Annotated in this window: 10 protein-coding genes and 1 tRNA gene; 3 read left to right on the top strand and 8 right to left on the bottom strand. The window is 70.7% G+C overall.

Going from position 1 to position 12,825, the window contains the following annotated elements; genetic code table 11:
- Window positions 1-221 precede the first annotated feature (221 nt).
- The gene (locus ACFWU9_RS20155) at window positions 222-1,541 is read left to right on the top strand and encodes a hypothetical protein (protein WP_384320186.1); all 1,320 of its coding nucleotides are present in this window, start codon (window positions 222-224) and stop codon (window positions 1,539-1,541) included.
- A 31-nt stretch (window positions 1,542-1,572) separates the two neighbouring features.
- Here the strand turns inward: ACFWU9_RS20155 and ACFWU9_RS20150 are convergent, their stop codons facing one another.
- A complete protein-coding gene (locus ACFWU9_RS20150) occupies window positions 1,573-3,171 on the bottom strand; it encodes a serine/threonine protein kinase (protein WP_384320184.1) in 1,599 nt (532 codons plus the stop codon).
- Between the two features lie 88 nt (window positions 3,172-3,259).
- Window positions 3,260-3,808 carry a DNA-binding protein gene (locus ACFWU9_RS20145; RefSeq protein WP_189106179.1) on the bottom strand — a complete coding sequence of 183 codons (549 nt, stop codon included), beginning with the start codon at window positions 3,806-3,808 and terminating at the stop codon, window positions 3,260-3,262.
- A 179-nt stretch (window positions 3,809-3,987) separates the two neighbouring features.
- Between ACFWU9_RS20145 and ACFWU9_RS20140 the strand changes: the two genes are divergently transcribed.
- Window positions 3,988-4,060: transfer RNA gene (locus ACFWU9_RS20140), tRNA-Ala, on the top strand.
- A 54-nt stretch (window positions 4,061-4,114) separates the two neighbouring features.
- On the opposite strand, the gene ACFWU9_RS20135 is transcribed toward ACFWU9_RS20140, so the two are convergent.
- From ACFWU9_RS20135 to ACFWU9_RS20110, 6 genes are all read right to left on the bottom strand, one after another.
- Window positions 4,115-4,900: a BTAD domain-containing putative transcriptional regulator gene (locus tag ACFWU9_RS20135; RefSeq protein WP_384320182.1), complete on the bottom strand. Its 786-nt coding sequence runs from the start codon at window positions 4,898-4,900 to the stop codon at window positions 4,115-4,117.
- A 358-nt stretch (window positions 4,901-5,258) separates the two neighbouring features.
- Window positions 5,259-5,435 (bottom strand): hypothetical protein, encoded by a 177-nt coding sequence (locus ACFWU9_RS20130; RefSeq protein WP_384320180.1) that lies wholly within the window; start codon window positions 5,433-5,435, stop codon window positions 5,259-5,261.
- A gap of 22 nt (window positions 5,436-5,457) precedes the next feature.
- The gene (locus ACFWU9_RS20125; RefSeq protein WP_384320178.1) at window positions 5,458-7,311 is read right to left on the bottom strand and encodes a carbamoyltransferase; all 1,854 of its coding nucleotides are present in this window, start codon (window positions 7,309-7,311) and stop codon (window positions 5,458-5,460) included.
- Between the two features lie 3 nt (window positions 7,312-7,314).
- Window positions 7,315-9,720, bottom strand: a complete 2,406-nt coding sequence (locus ACFWU9_RS20120; protein ID WP_384320176.1) for an iron-containing redox enzyme family protein — start codon at window positions 9,718-9,720, stop codon at window positions 7,315-7,317.
- 130 nt (window positions 9,721-9,850) lie between these two features.
- Window positions 9,851-10,903 (bottom strand): IopA, encoded by a 1,053-nt coding sequence (locus ACFWU9_RS20115; protein WP_384320174.1) that lies wholly within the window; start codon window positions 10,901-10,903, stop codon window positions 9,851-9,853.
- A 284-nt stretch (window positions 10,904-11,187) separates the two neighbouring features.
- Window positions 11,188-11,811 carry a TetR/AcrR family transcriptional regulator gene (locus tag ACFWU9_RS20110; RefSeq protein ID WP_384320172.1) on the bottom strand — a complete coding sequence of 208 codons (624 nt, stop codon included), beginning with the start codon at window positions 11,809-11,811 and terminating at the stop codon, window positions 11,188-11,190.
- A 97-nt stretch (window positions 11,812-11,908) separates the two neighbouring features.
- Between ACFWU9_RS20110 and ACFWU9_RS20105 the strand changes: the two genes are divergently transcribed.
- Complete coding sequence (locus ACFWU9_RS20105) at window positions 11,909-12,799, top strand: NAD(P)-dependent oxidoreductase (protein WP_384320170.1); 891 nt, start codon at window positions 11,909-11,911, stop codon at window positions 12,797-12,799.
- Window positions 12,800-12,825 lie beyond the last annotated feature (26 nt).

Raw genomic sequence — 12,825 nt, 5'->3', positions numbered from 1 at the left:
GCCTGTTCGATTCGCCTCGGCGAATGATTTGGTTGCTTTTGTAAAGGTCTGGCCCGGTGTGGTCCCGTTGCGGTCCCGGTGTGTGCGGGCGGATCCGCTGCCCGCGCAGACAGGCGCGGGACCGGCGGGGCAGGATGGACCGGCACCCCGACCCCGTGGGGCGGCCGGTGCGGGCTGTTGGTGGCGGGCGGCGGAGCCGCCGGGACGACAAGGGGAAGCTCGTGAAGAGGCTGCGCAACAGGGGCCGGGTCGCGCTGGTCGCGGCGGCGGCGATGTGCGCGGTGGCGGCGCAGCCGGGCTCCGGAGGGCCGGGTCTGCCCGGACTGGCCGGTACGGCCCGCGCGGCGGAGGGGCCGAGTCCGTACGCCTTCGATCCGGCGGCCGAACAGGTTCGTGGCGCCGCGAGCACCAGCGCCGCACGGCCGCTCGAAGCGGGCTCCACGTACCGCGATTCGATCGAACCGGGCAAGAAGCTCTTCTACCGGCTGGACCTGGACGCGGCGGAGAGCGCGTACGCGTCGGCGACCGCCGTGCCGGAGCTGGGGTCGAGCGTGGACTACGGCGACAAGCTCACGGTCACGGTGCAGGACGGCGACGGCCGGGACTGCGACTCCGAACAGGCCCGCGTCCTGTCGTCGAGCGACTACCCGCACCCGCTGACCGCGTACGCGACGCGGACTCTCGACGGCAAGGAGTACGGGGCGTGCCGGAAGGCCGGTACGTACTACGTGATCGTGGAGCGGGAGTCGAAAGCCACCTCCACACAGGACGCCTGGGACCTGGAACTGCGGTTCCTGTCCGAGCCCGGGCTCACGACCGCCGGACCCACCGAGGCGCCGGACGACTGGCCGAGCGCCTCCCCCGAGCCGCCGTCGGGCGCTTCGAAGGCGCGTGAGGGCGGCGCCGGATTCACCGATGCCACGAGCCTGGGCCGGGGTGAGTGGACGGCGGGGATCGATCCCGGTGAGTCGCTGTTCTACCGCGTGCCCGTCGACTGGGGGCAGCAGCTCTTCACCAGCGCGGAGCTGGGGAGTTCGGAGGGGGACGGCTTCGTCAGCGGCGCGCTGTCCCTGGCCGTGTACAACCCGGCGAGAGGGCTTGTCGACAGCGCGGAGTCGATGACGTACAACGGCGAGCAGAAGTCGCTGTCGACGGATCCGGCGCCGCCGGTGGATTACGCGAACCGCTTCAGTTCCTCGGGTGACGAGAGGGCGATGCGCTTCGCGGGCTGGTACTACCTGCGGGTGAGCCTCAACCCCGAGGTGGGCGAGAAGTTCGGGCAGCTGCCGCACGATCTGACGTTGCGGGTGGCGGTCGACGGGACGGCCGAGGACGGGCCGGGGTACGACGGGCCGGCCGACGAGTTCACCGTGCCGGACGAGGGCCTCGACCCGGCGGGCGACGGGAAGACGTCCGAGGCCGCCGGGGACTCCGGCACGATGGAGCTGGTCGCCGCGGGCGGGATAGGTACGGGGACGGTGCTGGTGCTGGGGCTCGGCGGGTGGATGCTGCTGGCGCGGCGGCGGGCGGCGGGGCGGTAGCGGGTTCTCCGGGCGGCCGGGCGCGGGGGCGTCAGGTCTGGGAGAGCGCCCAGAAGCCCACGGCGAAACAGACAAGTGCGAGCAGGAGAACCGGGATCGTCACCTTGGGTGGCGGTCCCGGTCGCTTCTGCGGGGCCACCGGGGCGTGGGCCGGGGCGGGGGCGCTCGGGGTGCCGGGTGCTCCCGGCGTGTACGGGGCGTAGGGAGCGGGTGGGTACTGGGCGGGAACCCCGGGCTGCTGAGCGGTGTATCTACGGGTGTGCTGCAAGTCGTCGTGCGGCACGGCGGCGGTGGGCGCCTGCGACAGGTCGGGCGTCCCAGGGGGAGAGGAAGCGGGCGGATGCGTGGGCGTCGCGTAGGGAGCGGTGGGCGGGGTCGGCTGCAACGGGTGCGGACCGGAAGGGGGTTGGTGGGACTGATGCTGCTGGGGGTGGTGGTGCGGTTCCTGTCGCTGCTCGGCCTGCGGCGGCGGGGGGAGGTGGAAGCTGCCGGTCTCCGACATGGAGGTCGCGGGGGCGGGCTGCCGCGGTACGGAGGTGGGGTCGGGCGTCCAGGGATCGCTCGGGCCGCTCCGGGGCTGCTGCCCCTCGGTCGTCCCGCTGGTCGCCCCACCGGTCATCCCGTCGGGGACACCGCCCGTGAGTCCGCCCGTGAGCCCGCCGGTCACTCCCCCGGTGAAGGCACCGGTGTGCTGGTTTCCGTACGGGGACGGCTGAGGGGCCCCGGCCGACCGGTTCGGGTCGGAGGGCGAGACGGGCCCTTCGGGGCCGAACGGGTGCGGCAGCGGGCCGAGTTGGTCGAAGACCTCGACGGGCTCGTCGTCCTCGGTCTGGTCCGGCAGCATCTCGACGGCCGCCGTGAGGGCCTTGCGGGCCCCCGTGGCGGTACGGAACCGCGCGCTCGGGTCCGGCTGGAGCAGACCGGCGAGGACCTGCCACAGCGGCTCGGGGATTCCCTGCGGTGCTCCGGGGGTGCCGTGCGCCTCGAAATACTCCACCAGGGCCTTGGAGTCGGGCTTCTGGCCCTCCAGCAGATAGAGCGCGACCAGACCGACGGCGAAGAGGTCGGCGGGGAAGTCCGGCTCCGCGCCCATCATCTGCTCCGGCGCGAAGTAACCGGGCGTGCCCACCACGTAGTTGGTCTCCGTCAGGCGCGGCTCGCCCTTGCGCATGGAGATGCCGAAGTCGGACAGCCTCAGATGCGGCCGGCCCGTCCCGGTGGCCTCCAGCAGTATGTTGGCGGGCTTGATGTCCCGGTGCACGACTCCTTCGGCGTGCACCGCCGCGAGACCGGCGAGGAGCTGGTCGAGCAGGACACAGACGAAACGCGGGGGCAACGGCCCGTAGTCGCCGATGACATGGGCCAGCGATCCGCCGCTCACCAGGTCCATGGTGAACAGGACCTTGTCGTCGTCGGCGGCCCAGCTGGCCGGCGCGAGCACATGCGGGTGATCGATCCGCACGGCCTGCTCGCGTACGAAACGCAGCAGAGTGTGCGCGTCGCTCTGCTGGAGGACCTTGGCGGCGACATAGCGGCGGCGCCGGTGGTCCCAGGCACGCCAGACCGCGCCCACACCGCCGCGTCCGATCGGGTCGACCAACTCGTACCGACCAGCGAAGACCTCACCCATTGCGCCGCGCTCGCTCCCAGTCGTCCTGTCCGGCGGACCGTCGTCCTCGGCCGCGGTCCCACCCGTGCCTGCCGTGCCCAGCCGCGGCCTAGTTCTGGTGCGCCTCGTAGTGCGCGACCGCCTCGGCGGTGCGCCCGGCTCCGTAGACCCGGAGAAACTCTGCCAGCTCGGGGTGGCTCGGTGCGAGGGAGTCCGCCGCGTCGATGATGTCACCGGCGGCGGCGACCGACCGCAGCAATGACTGGATCTCGCGGACGACCCGCCGCACGGTCGGCGCGCCCGTGCTGTTCGTCGTCTGGCTGGTCGCGGTGAGGACGGAGCCGCCCTGCGACTTCTTGACCTCTTCCATCCGGGCGGTGGCCTCGGCGGCGCTGACGCTGCCGTCGGCGACCTGTCCCGCCAGGTCCTGGAGCGCCTGAACGCGCTGGACCACCGCGGGATTTCCGATCTTGGCGCGCTGGCCGCTCATGAGCTGGGAGAGCATCGGGGCCGACAGACCGAGCACCGCGGCGAGCCTGGCCTGATTGAGCCCCAGGTCATCGATCAGCCGACGGAAGAGGGCTCCCAGCGGTTCTCCGTACCAGCTGCGCTGGAGTTCCCTGGCTCTTGCTGTCGATTCCTGCTGTGCGGCGTCCATTCGCGTCTCCCCATCGCTTCCCCAGGCGGCAGCTTCGCTGCTGCGAACCTCTGGGGCATCCTACGGAGCGGGGTCCCGCACCGGGAGTCCCAATCCTTTTGCGGGATCACGGGGGACACCCGGTACTCTGTTCCAGGCGGTCACCGGGATGTCGTACGGAGCCGCCGTACACCCCTCCAGGGGCCTTAGCTCAGTTGGTAGAGCGCTGTCTTTGCATGGCAGATGTCAGGGGTTCGACTCCCCTAGGCTCCACACTTCTCCGGGCCCTCCGACTGCGGAAACGTGGTCGGAGGGCCTTCTTCCGTGTCAGGCCGCCCGGCCCTGGGGAATGGGCCTGCCACCGAGTACATGCTGGTGGAGGCGTTGTACGCGGGCGGAGGGCTCGACGCCGAGCTCGTCGACGAGGGTCGTCCGCAGACGCTGGAAGGCCTCCAGCGCGCGCCAGGTGTGGCCCGCCCGGTGCAGGGCCGTCATCAGGTGGCCGCAGAGATTCTCGTCGAGCGGGCGCTGAGCGGTCAGCATGAGCAGTTCGCCCAGGATCTCGTTGTGCCGGCCGAGCCGCAGATCGATCTCGATACGGAGTTCCCGCGCCCGGGTCTGCTGCTCGTCCAGGCCGAGCACCTCCGTCTCCAGCACCCGGCCGGCCGGGACGTCGGCCAGGGCCGCCCCGCGCCACAGGGCGAGAGCCTCGCCCAGCATCCAGGAGGCCCGGGCGTCGTCGCCCCGCGCCAGCGCCTCCCCGGCCGCCGCGCTCATGTCCTTGAAGGTGTTCGCGTCGCAGGTGACGGCGGGCGCGTTCAGTTGATAGCTGCCGAAATGGGTTGTCAGAACGTCTTTCGGGGTGAGCGGCGAGTCCGTGGGCAAGGCGTCGCCGATGAGTCGTCTGAGTTGCAGTACGTACGTCTGCAAGGTGGTCGGGGCGCTCCGTGGAATGCGGTCGCCCCATATCTCGTCCATGAGTGTGGAAACCGGAACCATGCGACCCGCGCGCAGGGCGAGAAGGGCGAGCAACTGTCGTGGTTTGCCTGCCCTCGGCACGATCGATCCGTCATTGATCCGGACGCACAGCGGACCCAGCACTTCGATATCCATACGGCACCTCCGTATGTGAATAGGCAACATCTTGGCCGCACGCATGAACCAAGAGGTGCCTCGGCGGCGCGGGTCGTCGGCACCGGTCGTCCGGTGCGGAGCGGCCCACGCCGCGTCCGGCCGACAGCTGCGGCCGGACAAGTCCGTCAGAACGAGAATGCGCCACTCCGGAATTACTTTCCGTAACTCCGTCCACGGTGGTCGGCCGTGGGTGTGCCGCATTCCGCTGACCAATCCCCGTAATCCCCCTTGGCTCACTGGTCAACCCAGCGATGGTGGTCACGCTAATGCGACCCCATGATCCGTCGCAGCCGAGTATCAGCCAATTTCTGAAACCAGTGGTGCCCGTGGGCCCGAATCATTCGCCGTGCGGCGCGCTTCCGTCGCGACGGTTCCAGTAGGAGGTCGCGGCGCGGTCGGGCCGGCGCCGCAGAGGATCACGTACCACCCGTGCCACGAGCCCGACCGGAGTGATCACCAGCAGATAGACGGCGGCGAGCAGCGCGGAGGCGGCGAGGCGCCGTATCCCGCTCATGGGCAAAGTCCTCTCGTTGTCCTCAGTCCAGCGGAATCAGGTCGCGCCAGTCGTCCTTCTCCGACCAGGCGGGCTGGGCGGTCTTCTCCAGCAGGAAGTCACCGAGGGCCAGGGTGTCGATGTCGGTACGCATGAAGCACCGGTACGCATCCTCGGGCGTGGCCACGATCGGCTCGCCGCGCACGTTGAAGGAGGTGTTGACCAGGACCGGGCATCCGGTCAGTTCGTTGAAGTCGCCCAGCAGCCGGTGCAGTCGAGGGTCGTGGTCGGCCGTGACGGTCTGGACCCGCGCGGAGTGGTCCACATGCGTCACCGCGGGGATCGTCGACCGGCGCGCGCGCAGGCGGTCGAGCCCGGTCGCGTCGGCCGCGACGTCCGCCTCGATCCGCTGGCGTTCCGCGACAGCCGCGACGACGAGCATGTAGGGGCTCGGCTGCCGCAGGTCGAAGTACTCCTCGGTGTGCTCCGCCATGACGATCGGCGCGAAGGGCCGGAAGGACTCCCGGAACTTGATCTTCTGGTTCATGACCGACTGCATCGTCGGATTGCGCGCGTCCCCGAGGATCGAACGGGAGCCGAGGGCCCGCGGCCCGAACTCCATCCGCCCCTGGAACCACCCCACCACCTTCCCCTCGGCCAGCTCTCCCGCGACCCTGCGGGAGAGCTCCTCCGTAGGAAGGCGCGTGTACGGGAGCGAGCGGGCGTCCAGGAAGGCCTTGATCCCGTCGCTGTCGAAGCCGGGTCCGAGGCGCGAGCCACGCATGGCGTCACGGGACTCGCGCGTATGCGTGCGCTCCGTGCCGGGCCCGTCCCGCCTGGCCAGCAGCGCGGCGCCGAGCGCGCCGCCCGCGTCCCCGGCGGCCGGCTGCACCCAGACCTCCTCGAAGAGGCCGCTCTCCACGATCTTCCCGTTGGCCACGCAGTTCAGCGCCACACCGCCCGCCATGCACAGACGGCTCTCGCCGGTGAGCCGCCGCGCCGTACGGGCCAGCCTGAGCATCACTTCCTCGGTGACCTGCTGCACCGACGCGGCCAGGTCGAACTCCCGCTCCGTGAGCGGTCCTTCGGGCTCCCGGCGCGGCCCCCCGAAGAGCTGCTCGAAGCGGCGCCCGGTCATCACATGCCCGTGCAGGAACTCGAAGAACCGGGTGTCGAGCCGGAACGAGCCGTCGTCCTTCAGGTCGATCAGATGCTCACGTATCAGGGGCGCGTAGACGGGTCTGCCGTACGGCGCGAGGCCCATCAGCTTGTACTCGCCGGAGTCGACCTTGAACCCGCAGAAATAGGTGAAGGAGGAGTAGAGCAGCCCCAGGGAGTGCGGGAAGGACAGCTCGGCCACGGGCGTGACCCGGTCACCGGTGCCGTGCCAGATGGAGGTGGTGGCCCACTCGCCCACGCCGTCCACACAGAGCACGGCCGCCGATTCGTAGGGACTCGGCAGGAAGGCGGAGGCGGCGTGCGACTCGTGGTGCTCAAAGCACTCCACGTCCGGTACGGGGCCGAGCCCCAGCTCCGCGAGCCGGTCGCGGACCTCGGAGGCCGTACGCAGCTTCCGGCCCAGCCAGGCGGGCGCGACCTCGCGGAAGGAGCTCCAGGTCCGGGGCGCGGTGCCCAGATAGGTCGCCAGAACCCGGCGGAACTTACGGGTGGGCTGCTCGTAGTAGGCGATCCGGTCGAGGTCGCCGAGCTTCGCGCCGCCCTCGTCGAGGCAGTAGCGGACGGCCAGTTCGGGGAAGGACGGATCGTGCCGGCGCCTGCTGAAGCGCTCCTCCTGCGCCGCGGCGATGATGCCGTTCTCGCCGACCAGGGCGGCGGCGCTGTCGTGGTAGTAGGCGGAGAGGCCGAGAACGGTGGTGGCCGGGGTACGCGGGGCCATGGGTCAGCTCCTCAGATCGAGGCGGTCCGGGTGTGCCGGCCGGTGCGGGCGGTCCTGGTGTGCCTCGGGGGCCTGACGCGCCGGGTGGTCCGGGCGCCGGGCGCGCTTCGCGCGCCGGCTGTGGAACGCGGCGTACAGCTCCGCCGCCCGGCCGCCCGGGGGATTGAGCGAGCGGTGGCCCACCTTGATCCGCTCCCAGATGTCATGGGTCCCGCCGGGCCCGAGGACACCGGGCAGATCGGCCAGATAGCTGTCGATCGCGTCCGCCGCCCATGCGGAGTGGCCGGTCGCGACGTTGTCGATGGTGTTGTGCAGATCCACGAACTGGGTGCTGAAACCGTGGTGCTTCAGCCCCACCCGCGCACTGCGGTAGCTGCCGCCGACGCCGGACAGTTCCATCGCGAGGTTGAGCCCGAGGATCTCCGGCATGAAGGTCTCCGGGAAGCGCGAGATGCTCAGCCAGTAGACCGGCATCGAGAACGCCTCGTCGCGGAAGTCCGGCCAGGCGCTGAACTCCGGCGACGCGGTGGCGGGCAGATCGATGCCCATCTCGCTCAGCAGCGCGCGGTAGATGCGGGGATGGTTGAGCTCGGACTCACCGTTGCCGAGTTCGTCCCAGTACGTCCGGAAGAGCAGATGGCCGGAGCGGGACGAGGCGTGCTGATAGTCGGTGAAGCCCTGGAGCCAGCCTCCGTCGATCATGATCAGCGGGGCGAGCTGGAGGGTGGAGTCGATCAGCTCTTCCCGGGAGGGCAGTTCGACGTCGCCTTCTTGGAAGGTCTCGGCGTGCCGGTCGTGTGCGCGCGTGAGCCAGTGACGCAGTCCGTGCTCCGCGTCCCAGTGGGCGGGCAGCTGCTCGGGCGCGCGGTGCGGGGCGTAACGGGAACGGGCCAGCCAGCGGGTCGCGTAGGAGTGGGCGAACTCGCGCAGGGCCGGGGAGTCGGCACGGCTGAGGAGGCTTCGGTACGTGCCCCGGGCCGTGGGGCGGGAGCGTGCCGCGGGTGTACGGCGCCGGCCGGGACGCGCAGCAGAAGCGGTGGACCCGGACGCCGTATCGGTGCGACCGGTGTCTCGGCGCGTGTCCCCGTCGGCGTCCTGGTGGGCCGCGTCCTGGGCATGCCAGGTGCGCTGCGCCTCGCGCAGTGCCTCGTGGTGGGCGGGCGGAGGGCCGTCCTTCGGGTGCAGCACCGAGCCTTCCGACGGCAGATGCGCGATCCACCGGCGGAGCACCGCGACGTCCTCGTCGGTGAAGATCCGGAACATCGGCCCGTCGGGCGCGACCAGCCCTCCCAGCAGGGGACTTGAGTCCGGTTTCCCCGGGCGTACGAGCCGGCTCCGGGCCAGCGCGGTCAGGAACGGACCGGGACCGGCGGCCACGTCGGCGAACCAGTCGGAGAGCGGGCGCCCCTCCAGTTCGTAGTCGGAGTGGTACACGGCGGCCTGGCGGGCCCGGCGGCAGATCATCCGCCAGACGCCGTGGTCGGGTTGGCGGGCCAGCGCCGTCTCGTCGAGCAGCCGGGCGCTCCAGGAGCGCACCTCGCGAGCCGCCCAGTGGAAACCGAGCCGCAGCCGGCGCTCCGCCTCCCGGCCGCCCGCCGGGCCCGCCAGGGCGGACCGCTCATCGATGTACGCGTGGGCGGCGGCCAGCGACAGCTCCCGCGCGGTGGGCACCGCGCCGGGCCGGGCGCCGCCCATGTCCAGGCTCTCCAGGTCGTCGCCGTCGGTGCCGCCCGCCCCGGCGGAGCCGATGCCCGCCTTGACCACCGCCGCGACCGCGGGCAGTGTCCCCACCGCCCGTAGACAGAGGTCGGCACCGAGGATCTCCGGCAGGAACTCGTCCGGCAGCCTGCTCATCGCGAGCAGCAGCGCGGGCAGCCGGAAGCCGGCGGTCTCGACGTACTCGCTGCTCGCCAGCCGTACCCCCGGCTGCTCCTCGGCGATCCGGTGCCGGCGGAGCAGGGCGCGGTACGCGCTGCCGCGATCCGAGAGCGGCAGCCCGGCCCCCACGTCGGAGGCGTAGAGGGTGAGCACTCTGAGGACCGGTTCGGTCTCGGAGTTGCCCGGGCTGGGGATCCACTGGAGCCAGGCCCCGGCGGAGAGGGCCAGCGGCGCGCACTCGCGCAGCACACCGCGTACGGCCTCCGGCCCTTCGAGCACCGAGGCGAACCGGTCCGCCTCCTCGCCGCTCCACCGCCGGACGGTCTCCATCAGCTCCGGAAGGGCGGCGTCCGATGCGCCCGCGCCGGCGGGTTCGCCCGCCGACGAGCCTCTCGGCCGGTCCGCCGGCCGGTCCGCCGCGCCGTCCGTATCGGGTGCCGACAGAGCGGCCCGTACGAGTTCCACGTCCCGGGCGGACAGTGGCAGCGGGCCCTCGGGGGCCAGCGCTCGTAGATACAGGGCGCGGTACATGGCGGTCGTGGTCCTTCCGCTCAGAACATCGGGTAGATGCTGTTGTCCTTGCGAGGCTTCTTCTTGCGTCGCCGGAAGAGCGCGATGAGTTTCTTGAGCACGGCTGATCACCTCATTCCCGTGGCCTCTGTCAGGCCGGCCTGTTGAGCCCCAGTTCGGCGTTCATGATGTCCACCGCCAGGCGGTTTCCTTCGTCGTTGAGGTGCGGCTGGTCGGTGAACAGCCAGGAATCGCGGTTCGGCGCCACCTTGAAAGCGGCGTTCAGGTCGAGATAGTCGATTCCGCGCGTCTTGCAGGCGTCCGCCAGCGCCTGTGAGTAGACGGAGTGGACCGAGGGTTCGAGGATCTGCCGGAAGAGATCCCACACCCCGCCGCGTTCCGTGTAGTTCTCCTCGATGAGGAGCTTCTCCTCGGGAGTGAGGGACTTTCCGGACCAGGACGCGGTGGGCTGGAGTACGTAGCGGACGCGCGCCCCGGTCGGTACGGCCAGGTACTGGAGCGTGTCGAGATCGCGGATCGCGTTGCGCAGCGCGACCTCGATCCGCGCCTCCGGGTCGGCCAGCGCCGGCTTGTCGGCGTCGTTGGCCTTGTCCGGCCCGCCGCCGAGCCCGATACGCCGCGCGGCCCGCGCGAGCTTCCCGGGCTGTTGGCCGGGCTTCTCGAACTGGTCGGTCATGATGCCCAGCTGCCGGAAGAACGGTCCGGAGAAGAAGAACTGCCCGTACCCCTCGTCCGCGCCGGGGAGGCCGGAGACCACCAGATTGTTGAGCCCGGAGAAAACGACGATGTCCCGGACCCGGCCGAGGCTGTGCCGGTGCATCAGGAAGAGGATGAGTTCCTGGGTGGAGTTGAACGCGGGGGCCGCGAGATTGAGCCACGGCACCGTGCCCTCGCCCTGCGAGAGCAGTGAGGGGATGGTCTGGGAGTCGGCGGTCGCGCCGAATCCGAAAGCGGTCGACGCGCCGAGGATCAGGCTCACCTCCCCTTCGGGAAGGGGTTCGCCGAGCGATACCGGGCCCTTGTCGGTCTCCGTTATCCGGAAGCCGGCGGAGTCGGTGTTGATCGCGGGAGACCGGTAGTCGGTCCGGTTGTAGAACATGACGTACGGCATCCAGCGGATGTCCGCGCCCGCGAAATCCTCGTAGTGCTTCATCTGCGGAGTCAGCTTCGTCTGCTGTTCCACGGGAGTCCCCCTTGAGCCGGTGGCGGGCGCCCATGCGGAACCAGGGCCCCCCGGGGCTGCCGTGCCCTCGGACCCGACTCTCCCGCCTGCACCTCGACTCCGGCTCAGGCGCCGCTGGACGCGCGCTGGATCACGGCTCGACTCCTTCTCGACCGCCGCTTGAGCGGAACTTGAGCGGAGCTTGAATCCCGCTCGACCGCCCCTCGACCCTTGCTTGAGCCCCGCTTGAGCGCTCCTTGAGCGGCGCTTGAGAGCGGCTCCGACCCGAATGGCCTGACGCGCTCTCAGGAATTCGCCGCCGGGCTGTAGAGGTTGATCAGCTGGGCGAGATGACGCCCGGCGGTGAGGAGGGGCCGCTCGCTCCGGGAGACCTGGGCGGCCAGTTCGGCGCCTTCCAGGGTGCTGATCACCGTATGGGCCAGATCGCGGGCGTCCTCGTCGGCGATCTCGGCGCGGCGAAGTCTGGCATACACCAGGTCGCGCCAGTTCGCGAACGCGGCAGCCGCCGCCTCCTGGATGTCGGGGGCGCGTCCCGCCGTGCCCAGCGCCGTGGACGTGACCGGGCAGCCCTCGATCCAGTCGGACTCGCGCAGTCCCTCCGCGAGGCGGTACGCGCAGTCGATCACCGCCTGGGCGGGGTCGTCCGCGCCGTCGAGAGTGAGGCGCAGTTCGTCGGCGAACTCACGCTCACCGTGGCCGATCGCGGCCACTGCCAGCTGCTGCTTGCCGCCGGGGAAGAAGTGGTAGACCGACCCGAGTGTGGCTCCGGCCTCGGTGGAGATCTGTTTGATCCCCGTGCCGTCGTAGCCCTGGCGCTGCATCAGCAGCGACGCCGCCCGGACGATTCTCTCGCGCGTGCCGACCGGGCGTTCCGTGTCCTCCGTGGGGTCCTGCTCCGCAGTCTTCACAGCGCCGAGTCTACTGAATAGAACGCTCGCTACAGAGGCGTGCTACGTTTCCACTGGATAGAGCGTTCGTTTTAGCGAGAGTGGGATGGGAAACCTGATGAGTACGGAGACGAGTGCGCCCGCGGTGACCGTGATCGGCCTCGGCCCCATGGGACGGGCGATGGCGGGCGCGTACCTCGACAAGGGGTACGAGGTGACGCTCTGGAACCGCAGCGCCGGCAAGGCCGACGAGCTGGTGACCAGGGGCGCGACCCTCGCCGCTTCGGTGGACGAGGCCCTCGCCGCCGGCGGGCCGGTGCTGCTCAGCCTGACCGACTACGACGCGATGTACGCGATCCTCGAACCGGCCGCCGCGAGCCTGCCGGGACGGGTGGTCGTCAATCTGACGTCGGACACCCCGGAGCGGGCACGGGAGGCGGCGCTCTGGTTCTCGGGCCACGGTGCCCGGCAGCTGACCGGCGGGGTGAACACGCCGCCCTCCGGCATCGGTACGCGGGAGGCCTTCACGTACTACAGCGGCCCCAGGGACCTCTTCGACGAGCTGGTCCCGACGCTGGAGGTGCTGACCGGCACCGACTACCGGGGCGAGGACCAGGGGCTCGCCGCGCTGTACTACCAGATCGGGATGGACCTGTTCTGGACCACGATGCTCAGCTGGGTGCACGCCCTGGCGGTCGCGGACGCCAACGGCATCCCGGCCGCCGAGATCCTGCCGTACGCGTCGGAGAGCACCCGGGGGATGTCGCGGTTCTTCGAGTTCTACTCACCCCGGATCGACGCCGGCGAGTTCCCGGGTGATGTCGACAGGCTGGCCATGGGGGTCGCGAGTATCGAGCACGTCGTGCACACCACGGAGGCCTCGGGGGTCGACACCGCGCTGCCGGCGGCGGTCCTGGAGCTGTTCCGACGAGGGGTCGCGGAAGGCCACGGCGACTCCAGCTTCACCAGCCTGTTCACGGTGATGAGGGGGAGCCGGAAGGCCGCCTGACCCGGCATCAGAAACGATTAACGACG

Source organism: Streptomyces sp. NPDC058653 (genome assembly GCF_042716895.1).
Taxonomy (GTDB): domain Bacteria; phylum Actinomycetota; class Actinomycetes; order Streptomycetales; family Streptomycetaceae; genus Streptomyces.
This window is presented reverse-complemented; position numbering and strand designations above follow the sequence as displayed.